This is a genomic window from Pseudophaeobacter sp. C1-32P7 (genome assembly GCF_041008775.1).
GTDB lineage: Bacteria > Pseudomonadota > Alphaproteobacteria > Rhodobacterales > Rhodobacteraceae > Phycobacter > Phycobacter gallaeciensis_A.
Map to the genome: position 1 here is coordinate 122325 of NZ_JAXGFR010000008.1, position 21849 is coordinate 144173.

The following is a 21849-nucleotide window of genomic DNA, read 5'->3' on the forward strand; positions in this document are numbered from 1 at the left end:
CCGAAACAGGGCGCCCGATAACCCAAAGCGACGCTTGATCGGCGCGAACTCTGCGGACAAGCCTCGCAGGTTGACGGCGCTTGCCTCAGCGCAACGCGGCACGGCTGCGGTCCGGGACGAAGGCCAGGCAGACCACTGCGAGTGCGCAGGCCAGCATCATGTAAAGCCCGGGGGCGGTTGCGACCCCGGTGCTGGCGATCAAGCTGGTTGCGATCATCGGCGTGAGGCCGCCAAACACGCCGACCCCCAGGTTGAACGCAACCGAATACCCAGACAGGCGATCCTCTTCGGGGAACATCTCTACGAACAACGCCGGGCCAGAGCCAAGCGGAACCGAAAGCAGGGCGAAGGCAAGCACATGGAACACTACGACCGGCAGCATCGCGCCACCAGATCGCAGCATCCAAAGGTGCATTGGCCAGCTCAAGAGACCCAGCCCCAATAGTGCCACGGCGATCCACGTGCGCCGGGCGAGGAACCTGTCCCCGACGATGGCGCCAAGCGGCATCAGGGGGATGACCAGAATCGTCATGGCGGTGTTGATGGTCAAGGCTGTGCTGCGCTCGACCAGGTTCTGACCTGACAGCCATTCCGGCAGGTAGACGAAGGTGATGTAAAAGCACGTCCCATAGCTGGCAGCAAAACCCAGCGCGAGGAGGGTTTCTTTCAGGTTGGTGGTGAAGGCCTGCAAGAGGGGAGAGGTTTCCTCGCGTGCGGCGTCATGTTGGCCGAAACGTTCGGACCCATGCAGGTTGCGCCGCATCAGGATGGCGGTAACGCCAAGCAATGCTCCGCCCAGAAACGGAAGGCGCCAGGCGCCGTCCTGCATGCTTTGCGCATCAAACAGGGTAGTGACCAGCGCGGCCGCGCCGACCCCCAGGAGCGATCCAGTCATGGAGCCGATATTCGCCCAGCTGCCGGTAAGACCGCGCCGTCCCGTCGGTGCGGTTTCAACCAGATAGGTCGCAGAGGAGGAAAACTCGCCTCCGACAGAAATGCCCTGTAGGATCCGCACCAGAACCAGCAGCACCGGTGCCAGAACGCCGACCTGCGCATAGGTTGGCAGCAGGCCGAGCAACAGGGTCGGAAGCGCCATCATAGCTACCGAGATCTGCATGGTGCGTGCGCGCCCATAGCGATCTCCGAACCAGCCAAAGACCGCCGCCCCGAGTGGCCGCATCAGAAAACCGGCCGCGAAGATACCGTAGGTGGCGATCAGGCCTGCGGTCGGGTCTTGGGATGGAAAGAACACCGGCGCGATAATGCCCGCCAGATAGCCGTATAGCGCAAAGTCGTACCATTCCACGACATTGCCGATAAAGCCCGCCATAATGCGGTGCCTGAGTTCGGGGTCTTGAATTGCGCCGGTCTGTTGCTGCACGATCATCGGCCTTGATCCGCTCCTTTGGCGTGTTTCGACATCGCCCTTCTCTGCGGTGTCATGTTTCCATGCATCTGCATTCAATCAAGCCTTTTCCTGAACCGCAGCGATGCAATGGTCATTCCCAGCACCGCAAAGCCGATCAACCAGGCAGCTTCGGGCAGAACGTCGGCCAATCCGGCATCGCGTAGAAAGACGCCGCGGATGATCCGCAGAAAGTGCGTGACCGGCAGCAGATCGGCTAGGTGCTGCGCGCCTTCCGGCATGCCCTCGTAGGGAAACATGAACCCCGACAAAAGGATCGAGGGCAGCAGCACGAAAATCGTCATCTGCATCGCCTGAAGCTGGTTCTTGGCAATCGTGGAGATGACCAGCCCAAGCGACAGACTCGCGATGATGAAAAGCAGGGTCACCACCAGCAAGGTCCAAACCGACGCGGTGGTGGTGACCGAAAACAAGGCCCATCCAAGCCCGAGGATGATGGTGACCTGTATCAGGCCGATCCCGACAAAGGGCACGATCTTCCCGATCATCAGCTCCAGCGGACGGATGGGGGTCGCGATGAGCATCTCCATATTGCCCCGTTCGGATTCGCGTACGATTGCCGCGGCGGTGAACATGATCATCGTCATCGTCAGGATGATCCCGACCAGACCGGGCACGATATTGACCACGGTTCGTTGCTCGGGGTTGTAAAACAAGGCGACTTCAAAGGTGGGGGTGGGACGGGTCGATGGTTGGCGCAGCAGCGCCTCAAGCGGCATGGTGCGCAGGGACCGGATCGCGCCGGCCACCAGCGTGTCCGACCCATCGGCGATCCATTGGGCGACGGGGCGCGCGGTGGTGTCCGTTGCGCCCTGGGAAAACCGTGCGCCCACCGCCGGATTGCGGACAAGACGCTGGCTGACGTCCTTCGGAATGATGAAGGCCGCTCGGACCTCGGCCCGCATGATCGCGCCTTCGGCCTCTGCCACCGTGGCGAACCGGCTTTCAAAGCGGACCACCTGGGTGGCTTCTACCATCTGCACCAGCGCGCGGCTGACGTCCGTATTGCTCTGATCGACGATGGCGGCGGGGATGTGGCGCACCTCCGTGTTGATCGCATAGCCGAACAGGACCAGCTGGATCAGCGGGATCATCACAATCATGCCAAAGGTCAGCCGGTCCCGACGCAGTTGCAGTAACTCCTTGCGGATGATGGCGAGGATATGCCGGTAGGAGATCACGCCGCCCTCTCCGCGGCTCTTTCCCCTGTGGCCAGCACGAACACGTCCTCAAGGTTGGGGCGCGTGGGCTGCGTTTGGATCTCTGCAAACTCCGCAACGGCCGCTGCCACCGTCGCTTGCGGATCATTGGTTTCCGGGGCGACAAGCACACGCAGCCGCGATCCGACCTGCGCCACCGACAAAATACCTGTGGTGGTCGAAAGATGGCGGCGGACGGGCCTCAGGTCCGGACCCGAAACTTCGACGACGCGCCCCTGCACGCGCGCCATCAGATCACGTGGCGCACCTTCTGCCCGTTTTCGCCCCTGATCCAGGATCGCGATCTGGTGGCAGCGTTCGGCTTCATCCATCAGGTGGGTGGACACGATGATCGTGGTTCCGCCCTCGACCAGATCAAACAGCTGTTCACAGAAACTGCGCCGTGTTTCCGGATCGACCGCGGCAGTGGGCTCATCCAGAAACAACAACTCGGGCCGGTGCAGAACCGTCGCGGCCAGCGCAAGACGCTGGCGCTGCCCCCCGCTCATCTCACCGGCAAATTTATCGGCCTGCGCGGCCAGATCGTAGGTGTCGAGCAGTTCTTTGATCCGGGCGCGTTTTCGGCGGCCGCCGAAATCGTGGATATCGGCGATGAAGCCGAGGTTCTCCAGAACAGTCAGGTCGCGGTAATGCGTGAAACCCTGCGTCATATATCCGATGTGGCGTTTGAGCGGTTCTGCATTGCCCGGAAGCCGCGTACCCAGAACCAGAGCCTCACCGGCGGTGGGTTTCAGCAAACCAAGCAGCATGCGCATGGCGGTGGTCTTGCCCGATCCGTTTGGGCCCAGCAGGCCGTAGACTGTACCTTTGGTGATCTTCAGATCAACCTTGTCGACCGCCGTCTTGGTCCCGAACATGCGGGTCAGCCCATGGGTTTCCACGACAACTTCGCTCATGGCAGATAGGCCGTCACGGGCAATCCGACCGGAAGATCACCGGCCTGCGGTGGCATGTCCACTTCGGCCATATAGACAAGGCGACTGCGCTGTTCCTTGTTCAAGGCGTAATAGGGCGTGAAGGCAGGCTCGGACTTGATCCAGCGGACGGTGCCGGAAAAGCGGCCCTCGATCCCATCGACCTCAACCTGCACTTCTGCGCCGATCTTGAGGCCTGCCCGGGCGGGTTCCGGAACATAGATCCGGGCAAGGGGTCGATCATCCGTTAACAGGATTGCCACCGGGCTGCCCATCGGCACGCGCTCTCCGAGGCTCCAGGGCAGGTTGTCGAGAATGCCATCACGGGATGCGACGATTGTGAGGTTCTGCAGCCGGATCTGCTCGGCAGCGACCTGCGCATCGGCTGCTCTCAGCTTGGCCTCGGCAATGCGAATGTCCTCTTCGCGCGCGCCGGTTTCGATTTCCAGCAAGGCCTGTTCGGCGCTTTGCAGTTCCGCCAGGGCGGCATTGCGCCGCGCGATGTCCTGATCAAGGCTGGCCTGCGTGATCGTCCCGCGTTTCAGCAACTGGCTGTTGCGCTCGACCGTACTCTGCGCCTCGTGATAGACGGCCCGGGTTCCATCGACCCGGGATTGTGCAATCGCGATTTCTTCCTCGCGCGCGCCGGTTTGCAGCCGCTCCAGATCGGCCTGCGCCTGCGCCCGGTTTGCCAGCGTCACATCAAGGTTGGCTTGCGCCAGCCTGTCATCAAGTTGGACTAGAACCGTCCCCGCCGTCACGCTCTGACCTTCGGCGACGGGCAATTCGGTTATGATCTCGTTGGCGGTCGCGGTGAGAGCAACGCGTTCGCGCGCAAGCACGCCCAGCGCCACATGCGTATCGGGTCCCTGACAAGACGGAATTAGAAAAGGCAGGGCGAAGAGCGCCCGTGTCGCCTGCACCATGAAACTCATCATTGCGATGCCGGTCTCCCCGTCATGACAGCCTCAGCCAGTCTGCACATGTTTTGAACGTCAGGTTCATAGGCGCGACCATAGGAACGGCGGCAGCTGCGATCCCTGATTTATGTCAAAGCGTAGGCGCAGGACCGCTTTATCGTCGGTCGGGAATTGGAGGCGATCCCAGCTTTTTGGTGGTCTCTTGGGATAAGGCTGCGTCGGTAAAGGGACAAAACATGGCAATGCGGAACATCGTGATGCCGATTGCACCGGGGCGCTATGACCCGTCAAGCCTGCGCCGGGCCATCACCCTTGCCAAGCGTCTGCCCTGCCATCTGGACGTGGTCTTTCTGCTTCCGGACCCGAAAGAGACATTCATCTATACAGGCATTGAGCCGACCGAACAGGACGGTCCTTTGTCCGACATCCGAGACCGCATGGAAGATCACGGGCGCAGCGCGGCCGAGGCGTCGCGCCGGTTGTTTGCCAAGCTACGTAAGGAGGCCGGGTTGGAGCTGCGGCAAAAACCGTCGCTCGCGTCGACTGCCAGCGGCGCATGGCACCGGATCAAGGGGGAGCCGCAGGAGATGATCACCCCCCTGGCCAGACGCGCAGATGCGACGATCTTTACGCCTGAGACCGCTAGATACACTCTGATGGCGGATAATGTTCTGGAGGCTGCCTTGTTGCGGTCAGGGCGCCCGGTGCTCTATCTGCCGGGGGAAGACGGCCAGCAGGTAGATATATCCCGCGTCATGATTGCCTGGGATGGCAGCAGCGCCTGCGTGCGGGCGATCTCGGCCTGGCTCGCCAGTGGTTTGCCGTTGCAGGAGGTATTTCTCGTGCACGTGGCGGACCCGCATGAGGACCAGCCGAACAGCGACAGTATCCGCGACCATCTTGCCTGGCACGGTGTTCCCTGCACGGTCGAGACCCGCCGCAAGGGCGCCGAGCCCGTCGGTGCCGTGCTGGCAGAAGCCGCAGTCGATCTGCACTGCGGGCTGATCGTCATGGGTGGATATGGTCATTTCCGCAGCTGGGAGGCGATTTTCGGAGGGGTCACGCGCTATATGATACACCATGCCCAACGTTCTCTGTTTATGATGCATTGAGATGAGCGAGACCGTAGCAGATATCCAGACACCCTCGCCAAGCGACAGCACAGGCGCGCATGGGGCCGTCTCCCGCATTGACGGCTCCGTCATTGAGGTGCGCTTTGCAGAGGGCGATTTGCCAGAGATCAATAGCGCGCTTGAGGTACAGTGGGACCGCCCGAGCAAACTGCTGCTGGAGGTACAACAACACGCCGACCCGACCCATGTGCGCTGCGTTGCCATTCATGAAACGGCGGGGCTGGCTTGCGGAATGCCTGTCCTGGCGACCGGCAGCCCGATCACTGTGCCAGTTGGAGAGCAGGTGTTGGGCCGTATGATCAACGTGGTCGGAGAGACGATCGACAAGGGGCCGGACCTGCCCGAAAGCACGCCACGCCGCGGCATTCACCGGCGCGCACCGCTATTGTCGGTACAGAATGCAGGCACCGAGGTTTTTTCGAGCGGGATCAAGCTGATCGACCTTCTTGCCCCGCTTGCACGCGGCGGAAAGGCCGCCATGTTCGGTGGCGCCGGGGTTGGCAAGACTGTTCTGATCATGGAACTGATCCGCTCCATCGCTGACCGTTACAAGGGGCAATCGGTCTTTGCCGGGGTTGGGGAGCGGTCCCGCGAGGGACATGAGCTGTGGCTCGACCTCAAACGCTCCGGCGTGATCGACAGAACGGTTCTGGTCTTTGGTCAGATGAACGAGCCACCCGGTGCGCGCTGGCGCGTGGCGCTCTCTGCCCTCACCGTTGCCGAGTATTTCCGAGATGAAATGGCGCAGGACGTCTTGTTCCTGATCGACAATGTTTTTCGCTTTGTTCAGGCCGGTTCAGAGGTCTCGGGCCTGCTGGGGCGTTTGCCGTCGCGCGTGGGCTATCAGCCAACGCTGGCGACGGAAATCGCAGAGCTGGAGGAACGGATTGCCTCGGTCCGCAGCGCAGCGGTTACCTCGATCCAGGCGGTTTATGTTCCGGCAGATGATTTCACCGATCCGGCGGTCGCGGAAACCTTCACCCATCTCGACAGTGCTATCGTGCTCAGCCGGGACATGGCCAGCGAAGGTCTGTATCCCGCGATTGATCCGCTCGCCTCAAGCTCATCGCTCCACGATCCCCTGATTATCGGTCAGCGCCACTATGATACTGCCGAGCGGGTGCGGCGCCTGATCGAGCAGTACAGGGAACTGCAGGAGATCATCTCGCTGCTCGGGATCGACGAGCTGAGCGCGACGGACCGGCAGGCCGTCGGGCGCGCGCGGCGTCTGATCCGGTTCATGACGCAGCCGTTTGTCGTGACCTCACAATTTACCGGACGGGCCGGGGTCTCGGTCAGTCTTGAAGACACGCTGACCGGATGCGAGGCCATTCTGGACGGCGAGACCGACGATTGGGACGAAAGCGCGCTTTATATGGTGGGCACGCTGGAAGACGCCCGGGCGGCGCAAGCCAAGTTGCGGCAGAGCACATGAAACTTGTCGTCGCCACCCCTACGGAGATTGTCGAGGAGGTCGATGACATCGTCTCGGTCCGTGCAAACGACGATACCGGCGCTTTTGGCATCCAGCCCGGACATGCGGATTTCCTGACGGTCCTGCCAATTTCGGTTGTCAGCTGGCGGACCAAAACGCGTTCCGGAGTGGTTGTCATCCGGGGTGGCATCCTCACGGTGCAGGGCGGGAGCAGGATCGACATCGCCGCCCGCGGCGCCTGGCGCGAGGATCAGCTTTCCGATCTCGGGTCCAGCGCGATTGCGGAATTGCAGCGCGAGGACAGCGACGAAGATGTGACGCGCAAATCCGAACACCGCCTGCATCTGGCCACGATGCGCCAGATCGAACGGTTGCTGCGGGGCGCGCGCAAGGAGACGACCACGCCACGACTGGACGCCGGGGCCAGCCCGGGGGCAGGGGAGGCGCGATCATGAGTGATCCGGACAACAACGAACGCGATGAAATGCTGAAGGTCATCCGCACAACCCAGGACCGGCGCCAGAAATGGCAGGAGGAGGGCGAACGTCCCCTGTGGAAGAACCTTTCGATGATCGGCGCGCTGGGCTGGCTCATCGTCGCGCCAACGCTGCTCGGCGTTTTTTTGGGCCGGTGGCTTGATAGTAAGCTGGGCACCGGTGTTACTTTCAGCGGCGCCCTGACATTTGCGGGCGCCTGTTTCGGCTTTTTCCTTGCATGGCACAGGATGAATGAGAAATGACATTATACCTTTTGTTGAGCCAATTCCTGAACCTGCTTCCCTGGCTGCTTGGGGGCCTCGTCCTGGGGGCTGTCTATTTTGTCCTTTTAGGGCGGACGGTTGCGGCAATCGAAGCTGATGCGGGATGGCGCCGTGCGGCGGTGTTCGTTGTCCTGCGGCTGGTGCTGGCGACCGGGGCATTCGCATTGGCGGCCATGCAGGGCACGGCGCCGCTGATCCTGACGCTGCTGGGGTTCATCGCGGCGCGCATGATCGCCATCCGGCGGGTCAAAGGACAGGGCTGATGGACGCGAGCCCGCTGCTGCCCGATATCCTGTTTCACATCGGCCCGGTGCCGATCAGCCGCGCCGTGGTCACGACCTGGGCGTTGATGCTGGCCATGGCAGCGTTCCTGCGCATCGCCTTGCGCAAACCCGCCCATGATGCCGGTCCTGTTCAGGCGGCGCTCGAAGTTGTGCTGCTCGCCATCGTGAAACAGCTGCGCGAGATCCTCGGGCGTGATCCCTGGCCCTTCCTGCCGCTGCTTGGGTCACTATTTCTGTTCCTCTGCCTTGCCAATCTTGCGGCTGTGCTGCCCGGTGCCACACCGCCCACCGGACATATTGAGACGCCCGCCGCGCTGGCGCTGATCGTCTTCCTGTCGGTGCATTTCTACGGTCTGAAGATTCGCGGCACGGGGCCATATCTGCGGCACTATCTGGAGCCGAGTCCGCTTCTTCTGCCGCTGAATATCCTGTCGGAGCTGACGCGAACCTTTTCGCTGATGATCCGCCTGTTCGGCAACATGATGAGCCACGAGTTCGTCCTGGCCATCGTGGTGTTTCTGACCGGCCTTCTGGTTCCGGTCCCGTTTTTGCTGCTCGGGATCCTGATCGGGATAATCCAGGCCTACATCTTCACCGTTCTCGCCGCCGTCTACATCGCTGCCGCTGTCGGCGCGGTCGAGACATAAGGAAAGGGAAATCATGGACTATATCGAACATGTCAGCGTCATCGGAGCGGCAGTCGCCGTGTCATTCGGTGCGATCATGCCCGCCTATAGCGAGGGGCGTGCCATCGCTGCGGCGATGGAGGCAATTTCCCGGCAACCAGAGGCCGCCGCGACATTATCGCGGACGCTGTTTGTCGGCCTCGCCATGATCGAAACCATGGCGATCTACTGTCTCGTCATCGCGCTGCTGCTTCTTTACGCCAATCCGTTTGTGGGCTGAGAATGCAGATCGACTGGTGGACACTGGGACTTCAGACGGTCAACTTCCTGATCGTCATCTGGCTTCTCAGCCGGTTCCTTTATCGTCCGATCCGCAGGATCATCGAAGAGCGTGAAGCGGCGGACAAGGCCGCAAGCGATGCGGCCAAGGACCAACTGGAAGAAGCGCAGGCCGTCCGGCGCACCTATGAGGACAAGACTGCGCAGCTCGCTGCAGAGCGGCAGGAACGGGAAGCCGCCTTTCACAAATCCCTAGAGGCCGAAAGGGATAAACGCCTTGAGGCGGCGCGCAAAGAGGCAGCGCAGCTGCTGACAGACGCGCGTGCAAAAATTGAAGAGGACAAACATCAGGCGCTGCAATCGCTCAAACATCAGATTGAGGCGCTTGCGACAGATCTGGCGCGGGTGGCGCTCCGTGGTCCCTGTACAGTTCCGGAAACGCTTGCGCAGGTTCAGGCCCATCTTGACGGTCTGGCACAGGGCGATCTCGACACGCTCAAGGTCGACCTGCAGGCTAAGGATGCTGCAATGACCGTGGTGATGGCTCATGGCCTCTCGGATGAGGAGAAGGCGGCCTGGAATGCCTGCCTGTCCAAGTATTTCGGGGCGGACGTAGCCGTGGTTTTCACTGAAAAGGCCGAGATCCTTGGCGGGGCGGAATTGCATTTCCCACATGCCGCCCTGCGGTTTTCCGTGGCCGGCCGGCTGAAACGCGCCGCGCAGGCGCTGGAGGTCTGAGCCATGGTTCTGGAAACCCCGCTTTCTGATTGGATCTCCGGCGCCCGCGACCGGCTGGAGCAGACCCGCCTTGCGCCTGAACTGGAGCAGGTCGGACGCGTAGAGCAGATCGGGGACGGTGTCGCGCATGTTTCGGGATTGGGGCAGACGCGTCTTGATGAGCTTTTGCGTTTTGAGGATGGCAGCATGGGAATGGCGATGACCATCGCCGAAGACAGCCTGGGCTGCGTGCTGTTGTCGCCCTACGAGGAAATCACCGCAGGCAGCCGGGTCTTCAACACTGGAACCATCGCACGGGTTCCGGTTGGCGACGGGCTGCTGGGGCGTATCATATCACCGCTTGGAGAACCTCTGGATGGTGGGCCGCCGGTGGTCGCGGCGCGGTATGATCCGATCGAAAAACCTGCGCCTGGCATCGTTGATCGTGATCTTGTCACCGAACCCTTGCTGACTGGCCTGACCGTGGTCGACGCGATGATCCCCCTTGGGCGGGGGCAGCGTCAGCTCATCATCGGGGACCGGAAGACGGGTAAGACCTCGATCGCGGTCGATACGATCATCAATCAGCGCGACACCGATGTCGTCTGCATCTACGCCTCCATCGGGCAGAAAAGCTCGACTGTGTCGCGCGTGGTCGAATCCATCCGCGCGCATGGGGCAATTGATCGCTGCATCTTCGTTGTGGGGGCCGCTGATGCCGCGCCCGGGGCGCAGTGGATCACCCCCTTTGCGGCCTGTAGCATCGCCGAATATTTTCGCGACCGGGGCCAGCATGCGCTGCTGGTGATGGACGACCTGACCAAACATGCGATGGTCTACCGACAATTGTCGCTTCTGCTGCGCAAGCCCCCTGGGCGCGAGGCCTATCCCGGCGATGTCTTCTACCTGCATTCGCGTTTGCTGGAACGGGCTGCGAAACTGGCGCCCGATCTTGGTGGCGGCTCGCTGACGGCCCTGCCGATTGCGGAAACGCAGGCCGAGAACCTGACCGCCTATATTCCCACCAACCTGATCTCGATCACCGATGGGCAGATCATCGTGGGGCAGAAACTGTTCTATGAGGGGCAAAAGCCCGCGGTGAACGTCGGATTGAGTGTCAGTCGCGTCGGTGGCGCCACGCAGGCCAAGGCGATCAAGTCTCTCGCCCAATCGCTGAAGCTGGACTACGCGCAATACCTTGAGCTGGAAATCTTCACCCGTTTTGGTGCGATGGTGGATGACAAGACTGCCAGAACCATCGCTCATGGCCGTCGGTTAAGGGCGATCCTCGCGCAGCCCGAGTACCAGCCCTTGCCGCTTTCGCTGCAGGTTGCCCTGCTGCTGGCCATATCCGACGGCATGCTGGATGAGATGCCGCTGCCGGATATTCCCAAGTTTCGGGAGATGCTGGCGCAGCGCCTGCCAAGCCAGCGCCCCAATGTGGTGGCCGAAATAGACAAAACGCATGCGCTTTCTGATGAGGCGCGCGATGCGCTGCGTGAGTTCGCGCGGTCCTGCGCGGATGAGTTCAACCGCATCCACCGCGCTGAGGGCGCGTCAGGTGGTTGAACTTGCCCGCATAGAGGCCCGGCTCGAAAGCCTCGGGCAGCTTGGCGTTCTGGTCACGGCGATGCGATCCATGGCGGCTGTGCGGGCACGCGAAGCTCAGGATGCGCTGATCGGCACACAGGCTTTCTGTGCCACGGTGGACCGCGCGATCGCGAGCCTCAGCCAATTGCCCGGGCGCAAGACACCAGACGAGACTGGCGCGCCAGTCCTGCTGGTGATCACCTCGGAAAACGGATTCGTGGGCGGCTTCAACACGCGCATCATGGAGCATGTGCAAGAGATCCGCATGCCAGAAGAGAGGCTTGTGCTGATCGGGCGGCGCGGTCAGATCCTGGCGGGCGAGATGCACATGCAGCCGGAGATTGCGCTGCCGATGACTTCGCGAGTGAGCGGTGTGACGCAACTTGCGCGGCGGGCGACCAACCGGTTGATGGGGGCGACACACGCGCGGGTGGTCTTTGCCCAGCATGAGAAAAGCGGCACCTACGCGGTCGTGCATCGCTCTGTCCTGCCGCTCGCGGCAGATCCCCCGCAGAATGCCGCTGCTGCGCCGCCGTTGCACCATTTGCCCACGCCAGAGCTGCTGGACCGGCTCGCGGGGGAATATCTCTTTGCCAAGATCGCCCATGCATTGATGGAAAGCCTTGCCTGTGAAAACAATGTGCGGCTGCTGACCATGGATGCGGCGACGCGCAATATCGACTCCCGTTTCGACAAGTTGCGCAGAGAGGAACGGCAGGCCCTGCAGGAGCAGACGACATCGGACATGCTCGATGTCATCGTTGGCTCCGAGGCGGTCGAAGGCAAATAACGCCCACAGGGTTAAGCCCGCACCCAAGCCCAGGCGGCATCAAGCGCATCGCCATCGAACACCTTGACCTCGCCCTTCATCAGGAACGCGCTGAGCTTGAGGCACCAGACGACCCAATCGGGCGCGCCGACAAGGGCGAGACGTTCAAAATCCGAGGCATGCTTTAGCCCGAAAGACATGTCGTCCCAGGCGGCCCTGATATCCCACCCTTCAAAACCGCTGTCCGCGAAGAACAGGAGGCGCAGTTTGCCGTAGGTGTCAAAACGCGCTTCGAGTTCGGGCAACAAAGTGGTGTAGTCCTCTTCGTGCAAAAGCCCGGAGGCCCGTATACCGACGACGGGCCCTTCGCTTTCGTTCATGATTTTGAGCATCGTCCTGCGGTCCTTTCTGTTTACCTATGCGTGGCGGGTATCACCGAAAGCCGTTTCCCCCGACGCGCCGTCAGATTTCGAAACTCTGGTGCATGGTCGGAAACTCGATCCGCTCCGATTTAAGGCCCTTTGCAAAGGTTTTTCGCGCGTCTTCTTCCCCGTGGATCAGGAAGGTAATGTCGGGCGTGCGGTTCTTTTCATGCCAGGCGCGCAGTTCCTTTTTGCCTGCATGGGCGGAAAATCCGTTGATCGTGTGGATGCGAGCCCGGACCGGGATGTGATCGCCGAACAGTTTCACCGACTGAGCGCCGTCGATGATGATACGCGCGAGCGTGCCCTCGGCAGCGAAGCCGACGAAAATAACACTGCATTCTTCGTGGGCGAGGTTGTGCCTCAGGTGTTGCCGGACGCGCCCCCCCGTGCACATGCCCGACCCCGCCATGATCACCGCGCCAGAGTGTATGTGGTTGAGCTGCATCGATTCTGCCGTCTCACGCGTGAATTCCAACTCGGGCAGTGAAAAGGGATCTTGCCCCGACCGGATCTGCTCCGCGATTTCGCGGGTCATCGCCTCGGGATGGTTGCGAAAGATCTTTGTGGCTGAAATCGCCATTGGGGAGTCGAGAAATACCCTCAAATCCTGTGGCAGGATATCCCGTTTGGTGCCTTCATTCATGAAGAAGAGCAGCTCCTGCGCCCGCTCCAGGGCAAAGGTTGGAATGATGACATTGCCGCCCCGTGCCTGCGTATCAGAGATGGCTTCGAGCAATTCATCCACCGAGGCCTCAAGCGAGCGGTGATCGCGATCGCCATAGGTGGTTTCCATCACGATGATATCCGCATCACCCGGCGGCTGAGCATTGCTCAGGAACGGCCTGTCCGATGGGCCGATATCGCCCGAGAACAGGATGCGGCGATTGCGCCCGTCCTCGGTGACGCTAAGTAGGATGCTGGCCGAGCCAAGGATATGGCCCGCCTCATAGAAGATGGCGCTTGCGTCGTGCCCGAGGTGGATGGGCACGCCGTAGTCAGCGATGCGATTGAAGTGGTCAAAGCTCATGACCGCGTCGAGCGTGTCATAGAGCGGCTGATGTTTGTGCCCTTTCTCGGAGTGCCGTTGCCGCCGACGCGCCTCTTCTTCGTGAAGATGCGCGGAATCGAGGATGACCAGCCGGGCCAGATCCCGGGTTGCGGCAGTGCAGATGATGTCGCCCCGGAAGCCCCGGTTCACCAGCAGCGGAATGCGTCCGCAATGATCCAGATGCGCATGGGTAAGCAGCAGGACGTCGATAGAGGCAGGGTCGAAGCCGAAGTCGCCGACATTCTCTTCCTTGAGTTCGTGGCCGCCCTGAAACATGCCGCAATCCACCAGGATCTTGAGGTTGCCAACCGTCACCAGATGGCAGGACCCGGTGACAGTACCAGCGGCGCCGTGAAACGAAATCTGCATCCTCTATTACTCCTGTTCGACGATGGATTTTCCGGCACGGGCGTACCAACGTTGGATGTCCTCCCAGATTTCCTCGGCCGTTTCGGCGAACCAGAAAAGGTCCCGGTCCTCGGGGGCGATGACACCCTCGTCGACCAAAAATTCGGGATCAAAGGCGCCGCGCCAGTAGTCTTCCCCGACCAGGATCAGCGGCATCGGCGCGATCTTACGGGTCTGGATCAGGGTGAGGGCCTCAAAGAACTCATCAAGCGTGCCATAGCCACCGGGAAAGATCACCAGGGCACGTGCCCGGAGCAGGAAATGCAGCTTTCTGATCGCGAAATAGTGGAACCGGAAGCAAAATCCGGGGGTCAGATAGGGGTTTGGGAACTGCTCGTGCGGCAGGGTAATGTTCAGTCCCACGGTTGTTGCGTCCATATCATGCGCACCGCGGTTTGCGGCTTCCATCAGGCCTGGCCCACCGCCCGTAACCAGTGCCAGCTTGTCGCCGTTCGTTTGCTCCTGTGCCCCGACGATGCGTCCGAATTCACGCGCAACCTCGTAATAGTGGCTTTTGTCCAGTAGACGCCTTGCGATCCTCAGATCGCGTTCGAGGCCCGAAGGCCAGTGCTCTGCAGGACCGTTCTGAACCGCCTCTAGCTCTGCCACCTTGCGCTGAGCGGCTTTCGGCTCCGGGATCCGGGTGCTTCCGAACACCACAATGGAGTGTTTGATCCGATGGTGTTCAAGGAGCTGCTCTGCCTTGAGATAGTCTAACTGCAGCCGGACGCCGCGGGTGTCTTCACTTTGCAGGTAATCGATGTCCTCGTCCGCGCGCCTGTACTCTGGTGACCTCATGATCGCCTGTACCAGAGACAGAGCCTCCGGATCTTCATGAGAGGGCTTCGGGGTTTTCCAAGGCAGGTCCGTTTGCCGCCGCTCGGGGTGCGCCGGCTCCGGCTTATGCGATTGTTTCGATCTGTGTTTCACCCTGTGCCTCCGCAGGGCGCCCGCTCTGCCGGGCGCTGGGGCATTATCGCAGCCCACAGGTCCAGCACGTTGACAAAGATCAATGGCGTAGAGCGTTCGTGTGACCGCTCCTTTAGCCATGGAGACGTAGACGCCCGGCGCTGGGCCACGCCCACATGGTCGCCTGAAATGGCAACGATATCCAGCCACAACCAGGTCTGAAAATTGAGCATCTAAGGGGGGTATGGCGGAGAGACAGGGATTCGAACCCTGGAGACGGTTTCCCGCCTACACACTTTCCAGGCGTGCGCCTTCGACCACTCGGCCACCTCTCCGTGAGGCGCACTTCTGATGTATTTCGGGGGGGATTGCAAGACCATTTTCGGCAAAAAATCCAATGTTTTTCGAGGGGCGAAATGTCCGGTTCTAAGGTCCTTCAGGATGGCCTGTCTGCAATGCTCGCAGTGGGCAATTCCTGCCTTGTTCGGGGCGGTTATTCGCCGCGAAATCTGGTTTGGTTCTGGTTTGGGGCAGGGGGGCGACGTTCACGGCGCTGTGGGTTTCCCGTGGCTCCCTGTTGCCTCCGGTGAAATGTGCTACACCCCAGCCCTGTCGAATCGTGTATGACTGGGCATCCCGGCCTGCGCCGAAGGCAGGCCGGATTGAGGATGGAGCCAAGGCTGTGAATACCAAGCTGGAACAAGCAGCGCGTCTGAGTGTGGCGCCGATGATGGACTGGACGGTGATCTATTAAATAACGTTTTATATCAATGCGGTATTTGTATTTCTTGGGTGGTGTTGTTCAGGGTGTTGTTCAGGCTGCCTCCTAAAGAGGCCTAGCCATACATTTTCTGGAACTCTCTTTGGCCTTCTGCGCGGCGCGCATCGAGATAATCGGCTAAGTCCTGCAGGTGAATGCCCTTGGCCGATTTTTGGCTGGCCTCCATGCGAACCATCGGCAGAGCTAGGTGCCCCTCGCTGATCTTCCGCAAGAATTTCGGCAGGGTCAGGTGTGAAAAGTAGTCTTCGCGCACCTTGTCTGCCGGTATGATCGCTTGCCCATTGTATTGAGCCATCAAAAGGAATGCGGTGTTCATGCTGCTGCCTCCTGTTCGATCATGTGTGCACAGTTCGCGCGGATCAGCGCGGCGGCCATCACCGGCGGAACGCTGTTGCCGCACATGCGGGTCTGCTCTGTCTTGGTGAGGATACGCCCGCCCGCCTCTTCGATCTGATAGCTGTCAGGGAAGCTCTGGGCGCGGAACTGTTCGCGCGGGGTAAGCATCCGCATGCCGATATCTGTGATCGCGTAGGTGGTCCCGTCGATTTCGACCGTGACTAGGCCGAAGGTGTCACGGGTGGATAGAGTGTGCAGGGGTTCATCGGCTCGCTGGCCGAGACCTTGACCGTAGTATTTCTGCAGGAAGGCTGCGACGAGCGTGCCATGCTGACCACCAGCGCATATCGATGGGTGTGGCGCCTGGATATCCCGGGCGCTTCGGCTGCTGCCGTGCATATTCATCAGATGCGCAGCAACGATCTGCTGTTGTGTGCCGCGCGTCGTTAGGGTGCTGAGCGGTGCTGTTGCTGACCGCCCAGCGTTGTTCTTCATGCGCTCACCGGCGTTGTGCTGGGCGAGGAAGGCCGCCACCAGCGCATGCTTGCCGCCTCCCGCGACTATAGTGCCCAGAGGCTTATCCAGACCGGGCACCCGGGGTGCTTGGCCGGGACGTTCTCCATAGCCGGTTTGCACCAGTGTAGGCACGATCAGAGTGTTCTGATCTTTCGGGCTGGCTGTGACGGTGTGCAGCGGGTCCAACCCGCTACGGATCCCGCCGCCTTGCTGAGCATAGGTGACCAGAAACGGCTGTTTCGCCTCGATCACGTAGCGCATCACGCCCCGGGCCACGCGGCGTAGTGTTGCATCGACAAGAGGGCGCTTGGCGCGCAGCCCATGCTTGGCCATGATTTCTTCGCTGGTGTCGAAAATCGACGGGCAGGGTAAGGACCAGTCGATGATTTCCGCTGCAGTGCGCCACGGCTTGCGCTGTCCTGCTGTCACCTCGGCGCTGCCTGGTGCGCCGTGTGTCGGCTCCGGCCAGATTATTGGCCGGCCGTCGCAGCGGGCGATCAGGAACAGCCGTTTGCGGATCGTGGGGGCACCATAGTCGCAGGCCCGTAATTCGCGCCATTCGACCTTGTAGCCGAGGCGCTTCAATTCCTTGACCCAGTGCTTGAAGGTCTGGCCGCGCCGGTCCGGACAGGGGCGGTTCTCTGGTGTCAGTGGCCCCCATTGGCGGAACTCTTCGACGTTCTCCAGCGCGATCACGTCCGGGCGCGCCCGTTTGGCCCAGAGGACAACCACCCAAGCCAGATCCCGGATGTTCTTTTTAACCGGTTTGCCTCCCTTGGCCTTGCTGTGGTGCTTGCAGTCGGGGCTAAACCAGGCGAGGCCGACGCGGCGGCCCTTGCAGACCTCGGCGGGGTCCACGTGCCATACATTGCTGTTCAGGTGCATTGTCTGGGGGTGGTTCGCCTCGTGCATGGCCAGCGCGGCTGCATCGTGGTTGATCGCTACATCCGGGCTGCACCCCAGCGCCATTTCGATTCCGGTGCTGGCGCCGCCGCCACCGGCAAAGCTGTCAATTATCAACGGGCGGGCGTCGATCGGGCTGGCATCAGGAAAATCGAGTTGCAGAAGGGCGTTCATGGGGGATCCAATCTGGCGGGTTCTTGGGGTGCTAGGCCGGTCAGGTCCAGTCTGTTTCGTGCTTCCAGATCGTGACCCAGAGAAGCACCACGCGTGTGACCAGAATTTGGTATTCAGTCCGCGTTTCGGTGATCCTGGAGTCAGATCGGTGGGTGATCGTCGGGTTGCTTTGGCGTCTTTCGATGTGGCGGAAAATTCCAAACGCTGGCGGCATGTGTGCCTCCTGGGGGTTAGGATTCAGGGGTGCGAGGCTTCGGCAAGGGCGGGTGCGCCGTCCAATGCGTGTGGTAGCCCGGCCAATCGCTGTCGTTAGGCGTCCCGATCCAAGCGGGTTCATCGACCGGGAAGCGCCACCAAACGACCGGACCATCGTCTTCGTGCCAGTCGTCAATCGGGTGTGCTTGGTACTGTTGAGACGTAATGTCAGGCGCTTTCACCTTTGTTCCAGCAAGCGCTAAATTGCAGAGAATCTGCCCGTCCTGCCGACCGGCCATATAGGCTGCCTCTTGCTCTGGTGTTTTGGCGGTCATGGGGCCTCCGGGGTTAGCTGGGTTGATCCAGATAGGTTTGGGCGGTGCGCGGCCATTCACGGTCAGCGCCCTCGGCTATGGATCTCGAAAGCATGGCGCGCAGCTCTTCGATTTGCGCCTGCATAACACTCCGTTTCCCTGCATCCCGGATGATCCGGGCTGTGGCGTTGGGGCCTGCGTCGTCAGGAATGTCGAGGTTGTCTGCGAGGTGGTCCGGGTGAAAACGGGGTTCGTCATCGCACATGGTCAGCGCCTCCAAGGCGGTTTTAGGGGGTGGTTTCCGTCGCTGCCCCCTCGATCGATGAGGGGGCACAAAAAGAAACCGGGTGGGATCAGGTGGTTTCGGGGCTGCCGTAGAACAGCGGCAATTCGGTGCCTTCCCGAACCTTCTCGACCGCCATCTTGAAGGCGTCTTCAAAGCTCTTTTCCGGGTTGTAGGGCGTCATGATGAATTTCACGGTGGCGCCGCTCTTGCGGTAACGGAACCGGACAGCCATGCGGTAGGGAGCTTCCCCGCGGAACACTGGGATGGCGATAATGATCAGGTTCGGGATGTTCAGAGGCTTGCCCTTTTCATCCTTGTGTTCGTTGATGAAATTGACCTGAGCCTCGCCGGTGTCGCGGTTCGTCGTCACGGACAGATCGCTTTGTTCAAAGACCTGGAACTGCCGGGACATTTGCAGCAGCTGGTGCAGCTGGCCGAACTTCCCTTCAATCTGCTGGGCGGTGGTAATCAGCCGGTTCTCCCAGCCCTGATTTGTGTCTTTGACATTGCCGTTAATAATGGCCGGGGTTGGGTCCAGAATGTCCTTGGCGTTGGCTTCGATGAACTCGCCCATTTCATCCTTGTCCAGCGCCTTGCCTGAAATGCCCATCCATGCCTTCCATTCGTCAGACAGCGGGAAGCTGTAAACCGCCTTGTGGTGGCAGTGGCGGGCCGAGGGATCGCCTTTGACGTTGAAGGGATCGGCGGGGCCTTTGGCGTGATAGTCGGCAATGCAGGTCAGCCGGGGGGCGGCCATATCGGGCTTTGCGAACAGCGCCGAGGTGTCGCCGGAAAACCGGTTCGACCAGTCGATGAGGCTTTGCAGGTCTTCGATCTGTGCGGTGCCCTTGCGACGGGCAGGTTTCAGGTACTCTGCTGCAGCGCGCACATCGCTGGTCAGGTTCTTGATGTCACGGTGCTGGGGAACGGCAACCATCTGCGGCTTGGTCAAATCCAGATTATCCGCCAGTTCGACGGGATCATGGATGCCGATTTTTTCCATGACGTCGCGCATGGTCTCGGCGGGGTTCTGCATCACTTCGGGGTCGTCATATGACATTTTGGGTTCTCTTCTGCTTCAGGGTGAAAAGGGGTGGCTGGTAGGCTTAATCCACGTCGCGGATTTCACCGGTTTCCGGGTCGTGATCGGGCAGATCGCGCACCGGCTGGTGCATCTGTTTCATCATGGGGCTGTAGAGGGTCAGTTCGCCCTGGTCGTTGATGAAGGCGGCGGCGCTGGAGGGCGGCTTTTTCGGTCCCTTGAAAGTGGCAGTTGCGCCCATGGCCACGTCGCCGGAATTGCCAAGGGCATAGTTGACGGTGATCGTCATGGTGCCGCTGCAGCCCTTGGTGCCGTGTTCGGCCTTGTGGTCCAGCAGATCGCACTGCAGCTGACGGTGATCTGCCAGCAGCTGCTTCAGAAAGGCGCCGCCATCAAACAGGGACAGGATCTGTTCAACGCTGCGCATTTTGTAAGGGTCACGGGGTTCCGGTGCGGGTGTGGCGGTGGGGAGTTTGGCGGTCATCACGTCAGGTTCCTTTCCTTATCGTGGGGTTGGGATGCGGCCTGCCCATCCATCGAACTCGGTGCGAAGGATGTTGAACCGGTCGCGGGCGGTGGGGTTGGTGGCGAGGTCGCGGCGGCTGCCGATCTGGCAGCATTGGCGCAGGTACTCGGCGGCAGCGGCGGTGGTGAACTCGGTATTTGGGAAGCCGCTGCGCACGGCGGCAAATCGGCGGAACTGCGGGTCGTTGCACAGCATGCCGGCCTGTTGCGGCGCGGGCAAATTGCAGAAAGGTGTGCGCTGTTCTTGTCCCATTTGATTTTCCGGTTTGTGGTTTTTTATGGGGCGCGGCGCGGTTTACCGTGAGTGAGGGCTTTTTGGGGAAGTGCCGCGCCCCCGGGGTGTCTGGTGGGCCGGGGCGCTGCCTCTGCGATCCCCGACCCCTGCTCGGCCCGGCCTTGTGTCAGGCCGTGGCTGTCCTGATCGTGTCTGGCGCCATGCCCTGGCCGTTGTAGGGGCAGTCAGGGCGGCCATCTGTGGCGCGGATCGCGGGTTTCAGGGCGGCGGCGATCCAGTTGTCGATCGCCTGATCCTCGCCCATTCCGCTGGCGTTTACGTCATGCAGCTGGATTTCCATAAGGGCGCGGCGTGGCATGGGGTATGGGTACAGACCGCCGGTTTCGATCACGGCGCAGGCAACAGCATCGCGGCGTTCCCGGCCTGTCAGCTGGCTAATGGTCTGGGCAAATCTTGCGGCTTCGGTGGGCATGAACTGATCCTCGTGAAAAGCGGCGCGGGCAGGATGTGTTTGGAGGAGGATTGACCCGCCCGCGCCATTTCGCGCCCCTGCGCAAGGGCGCGAAACCTCAAGAAAAAGCGGCGCGTGTAATCCTCCAAAAATCACGCGCCGCTATCCGGCTATCTGGGGTGTGGTGGTGCCCGTGGGTGTGTCCTGCCGTGTGGCGCCGGTTTGGCTGCGATATGGGGCAGGGTGATGCGGGCCAGATGGTCAGGCTGCATGGCAGTTGCGACGCGGGTAGCCTTTGGCCTCTGCAATGTCGCGGACCTTCCGGCCCACGCGATCAAGGGTCTGGTCGATCGGTTCCGGCGCAGGCGCGGGGCGGTCGATCAGGTGACGCGATTGCAGGCGGCTGGGGTCGAACCCCTTGCCACGGGCGGCCAGCATGGCGCCCCAGGCAGCGGTGAACAGGCTAGGATCGTCAATGTGATCCTCGGGTGATGCGACAACGCCAAGGGCGCCACGGATCACTGCGTTTGATTTGACTTGCATTCAATCCTCCATCGGTTGATGAAGGTCAAAGTATAGACAAAAACTACTATGTCAATGCAGAATAGACAAAAAAGACTACGTAACGCGAATCAAAAGCCCCCGTGTTTGGGGGGGCTGATAGAAGGGAGAAATTGAATGGCGAATGAAGTGTCTGCCAGAGATGTGTGTGTGAAGTCTGGGGTGGACCGGGTGTCCACTCCAGACGCAGGACTTCAGTTGCTGCCGTTCGATGAGTGGCGGTTTTACTATTTAGCCGAGCGTGGGAGATTGGCGGTAGGTGCCTGGCTGAATACCCAATTCAACAGCCTACTTTGGGAAGTGGTGGAGGTGAAGCTGGGCGAGCCGGTTAGACTTTGCGGACGATCCGATCGTATTTGAGAACTTCAAAGGTGTTCTCGTCAATGAAATTGACTGGGCTTCCGTCGCGAAGTGCTAGGGACTTCATTCCCTTGATCTTGCTGGCCTTCCCTGACAGCGGTCTGTGTTCGCGAATGTCTTGATATTCTTCGATCCAGAAGGTGTTGCCGTTATCGTCGATGCATTCGATTGATCTTACGTGCACGGTAGGCATTTAGTTTCCTCTTGTATTTATTGGTGCTGAAATGATGGTTCCTGCATGTTGCGGATCAAATTTGCGGTGTTTTTATTCCTCCTGGGTGGAGCAGGAGGACATAAATTGACTGAT

At 60.8% G+C, this 21849-nt stretch carries 27 protein-coding genes and 1 tRNA gene; 10 read left to right on the plus strand and 18 right to left on the minus strand.

Annotation, left to right across the window (positions count from 1 at the left end; all coding sequences use genetic code 11):
• Positions 1–85: 85 nt before the first annotated feature.
• The 4 genes from SM763_RS13195 to SM763_RS13210 all read right to left on the minus strand — a co-directional run bounded on the left by SM763_RS13195 (position 86) and on the right by SM763_RS13210 (position 4498).
• On the minus strand, positions 86–1330 hold the full coding sequence (locus tag SM763_RS13195) for an MFS transporter (protein ID WP_368998796.1): 1245 nt from the start codon (positions 1328–1330) through the stop codon (positions 86–88).
• Positions 1331–1461: 131 nt separating this feature from the next.
• Positions 1462–2607: an ABC transporter permease gene (locus tag SM763_RS13200; protein WP_368998797.1), complete on the minus strand. Its 1146-nt coding sequence runs from the start codon at positions 2605–2607 to the stop codon at positions 1462–1464.
• Positions 2604–3542 (minus strand): ABC transporter ATP-binding protein, encoded by a 939-nt coding sequence (locus SM763_RS13205; RefSeq protein WP_368998798.1) that lies wholly within the window; start codon positions 3540–3542, stop codon positions 2604–2606. Before SM763_RS13205 ends, SM763_RS13200 begins: the two co-directional genes overlap by 4 nt.
• Positions 3539–4498: an HlyD family secretion protein gene (locus SM763_RS13210; protein ID WP_368998799.1), complete on the minus strand. Its 960-nt coding sequence runs from the start codon at positions 4496–4498 to the stop codon at positions 3539–3541. Before SM763_RS13210 ends, SM763_RS13205 begins: the two co-directional genes overlap by 4 nt.
• Before the next feature lie 218 nt (positions 4499–4716).
• Between SM763_RS13210 and SM763_RS13215 the strand changes: the two genes are divergently transcribed.
• Genes SM763_RS13215 through SM763_RS13260 form a run of 10 tightly spaced genes read left to right on the plus strand, consistent with a single transcriptional unit; the run spans position 4717 to position 12094 of the window.
• Positions 4717–5592 carry a universal stress protein gene (locus tag SM763_RS13215; RefSeq protein ID WP_133245339.1) on the plus strand — a complete coding sequence of 292 codons (876 nt, stop codon included), beginning with the start codon at positions 4717–4719 and terminating at the stop codon, positions 5590–5592.
• Position 5593: 1 nt separating this feature from the next.
• Positions 5594–7048, plus strand: a complete 1455-nt coding sequence (gene atpD / locus SM763_RS13220; protein ID WP_274833439.1) for a F0F1 ATP synthase subunit beta — start codon at positions 5594–5596, stop codon at positions 7046–7048.
• Positions 7045–7503 (plus strand): F0F1 ATP synthase subunit epsilon, encoded by a 459-nt coding sequence (locus tag SM763_RS13225; RefSeq protein WP_368998800.1) that lies wholly within the window; start codon positions 7045–7047, stop codon positions 7501–7503. The genes atpD and SM763_RS13225 overlap by 4 nt, the downstream gene beginning before the upstream one ends.
• Positions 7500–7787 (plus strand): AtpZ/AtpI family protein, encoded by a 288-nt coding sequence (locus tag SM763_RS13230; protein ID WP_065270499.1) that lies wholly within the window; start codon positions 7500–7502, stop codon positions 7785–7787. The genes SM763_RS13225 and SM763_RS13230 overlap by 4 nt, the downstream gene beginning before the upstream one ends.
• Positions 7784–8071 carry an N-ATPase subunit AtpR gene (locus SM763_RS13235; RefSeq protein ID WP_368998801.1) on the plus strand — a complete coding sequence of 96 codons (288 nt, stop codon included), beginning with the start codon at positions 7784–7786 and terminating at the stop codon, positions 8069–8071. Before SM763_RS13230 ends, SM763_RS13235 begins: the two co-directional genes overlap by 4 nt.
• Positions 8071–8739 (plus strand): F0F1 ATP synthase subunit A, encoded by a 669-nt coding sequence (gene atpB / locus SM763_RS13240; protein WP_368998802.1) that lies wholly within the window; start codon positions 8071–8073, stop codon positions 8737–8739. Before SM763_RS13235 ends, atpB begins: the two co-directional genes overlap by 1 nt.
• Positions 8740–8752: 13 nt before the next feature.
• A complete protein-coding gene (locus tag SM763_RS13245) occupies positions 8753–8998 on the plus strand; it encodes a F0F1 ATP synthase subunit C (RefSeq protein ID WP_065270496.1) in 246 nt (81 codons plus the stop codon).
• Between the two features lie 2 nt (positions 8999–9000).
• Positions 9001–9735 carry a F0F1 ATP synthase subunit delta gene (locus SM763_RS13250; RefSeq protein WP_368998803.1) on the plus strand — a complete coding sequence of 245 codons (735 nt, stop codon included), beginning with the start codon at positions 9001–9003 and terminating at the stop codon, positions 9733–9735.
• A 3-nt stretch (positions 9736–9738) separates the two neighbouring features.
• Positions 9739–11283, plus strand: coding sequence for a F0F1 ATP synthase subunit alpha (locus tag SM763_RS13255; RefSeq protein ID WP_065270494.1), 1545 nt, complete (start codon positions 9739–9741; stop codon positions 11281–11283).
• Positions 11237–12094, plus strand: a complete 858-nt coding sequence (locus SM763_RS13260) for a F0F1 ATP synthase subunit gamma (protein WP_165832657.1) — start codon at positions 11237–11239, stop codon at positions 12092–12094. Before SM763_RS13255 ends, SM763_RS13260 begins: the two co-directional genes overlap by 47 nt.
• An 11-nt stretch (positions 12095–12105) precedes the next feature.
• On the opposite strand, the gene SM763_RS13265 is transcribed toward SM763_RS13260, so the two are convergent.
• The 14 genes from SM763_RS13265 to SM763_RS13330 all read right to left on the minus strand — a co-directional run bounded on the left by SM763_RS13265 (position 12106) and on the right by SM763_RS13330 (position 21735).
• Positions 12106–12465, minus strand: coding sequence for a SpoIIAA family protein (locus tag SM763_RS13265; RefSeq protein ID WP_065270492.1), 360 nt, complete (start codon positions 12463–12465; stop codon positions 12106–12108).
• 70 nt (positions 12466–12535) lie between these two features.
• Positions 12536–13915 carry an MBL fold metallo-hydrolase RNA specificity domain-containing protein gene (locus tag SM763_RS13270; protein WP_368998804.1) on the minus strand — a complete coding sequence of 460 codons (1380 nt, stop codon included), beginning with the start codon at positions 13913–13915 and terminating at the stop codon, positions 12536–12538.
• A gap of 6 nt (positions 13916–13921) precedes the next feature.
• Positions 13922–14752, minus strand: a complete 831-nt coding sequence (locus tag SM763_RS13275; protein WP_274837183.1) for an LOG family protein — start codon at positions 14750–14752, stop codon at positions 13922–13924.
• A 356-nt stretch (positions 14753–15108) separates the two neighbouring features.
• Positions 15109–15198 (minus strand) — tRNA-Ser (locus tag SM763_RS13280).
• A 501-nt stretch (positions 15199–15699) separates the two neighbouring features.
• Positions 15700–15960 (minus strand): pyocin activator PrtN family protein, encoded by a 261-nt coding sequence (locus SM763_RS13285; protein ID WP_274866363.1) that lies wholly within the window; start codon positions 15958–15960, stop codon positions 15700–15702.
• On the minus strand, positions 15957–17573 hold the full coding sequence (locus tag SM763_RS13290) for a DNA cytosine methyltransferase (RefSeq protein WP_368998805.1): 1617 nt from the start codon (positions 17571–17573) through the stop codon (positions 15957–15959). Before SM763_RS13290 ends, SM763_RS13285 begins: the two co-directional genes overlap by 4 nt.
• Positions 17574–17803: 230 nt before the next feature.
• Positions 17804–18103: a hypothetical protein gene (locus SM763_RS13295; protein WP_368998806.1), complete on the minus strand. Its 300-nt coding sequence runs from the start codon at positions 18101–18103 to the stop codon at positions 17804–17806.
• Positions 18104–18116: 13 nt separating this feature from the next.
• Positions 18117–18347: a hypothetical protein gene (locus tag SM763_RS13300; RefSeq protein ID WP_368998807.1), complete on the minus strand. Its 231-nt coding sequence runs from the start codon at positions 18345–18347 to the stop codon at positions 18117–18119.
• 88 nt (positions 18348–18435) lie between these two features.
• The gene (locus SM763_RS13305; RefSeq protein ID WP_368998808.1) at positions 18436–19428 is read right to left on the minus strand and encodes a DUF2303 family protein; all 993 of its coding nucleotides are present in this window, start codon (positions 19426–19428) and stop codon (positions 18436–18438) included.
• A 46-nt stretch (positions 19429–19474) separates the two neighbouring features.
• Entirely contained in the window at positions 19475–19894 is a 420-nt protein-coding gene (locus SM763_RS13310; RefSeq protein ID WP_274835890.1) for a YfdP family phage-associated protein, read from the minus strand.
• 18 nt (positions 19895–19912) lie between these two features.
• Positions 19913–20188 (minus strand): hypothetical protein, encoded by a 276-nt coding sequence (locus SM763_RS13315; protein ID WP_274835889.1) that lies wholly within the window; start codon positions 20186–20188, stop codon positions 19913–19915.
• Between the two features lie 148 nt (positions 20189–20336).
• Positions 20337–20642 carry a hypothetical protein gene (locus tag SM763_RS13320; protein ID WP_368998809.1) on the minus strand — a complete coding sequence of 102 codons (306 nt, stop codon included), beginning with the start codon at positions 20640–20642 and terminating at the stop codon, positions 20337–20339.
• Positions 20643–20882: 240 nt separating this feature from the next.
• Positions 20883–21164: a hypothetical protein gene (locus tag SM763_RS13325; RefSeq protein ID WP_368998810.1), complete on the minus strand. Its 282-nt coding sequence runs from the start codon at positions 21162–21164 to the stop codon at positions 20883–20885.
• A gap of 346 nt (positions 21165–21510) precedes the next feature.
• Positions 21511–21735 carry a hypothetical protein gene (locus SM763_RS13330; RefSeq protein ID WP_274835886.1) on the minus strand — a complete coding sequence of 75 codons (225 nt, stop codon included), beginning with the start codon at positions 21733–21735 and terminating at the stop codon, positions 21511–21513.
• Between the last annotated feature and the right edge of the window lie 114 nt (positions 21736–21849).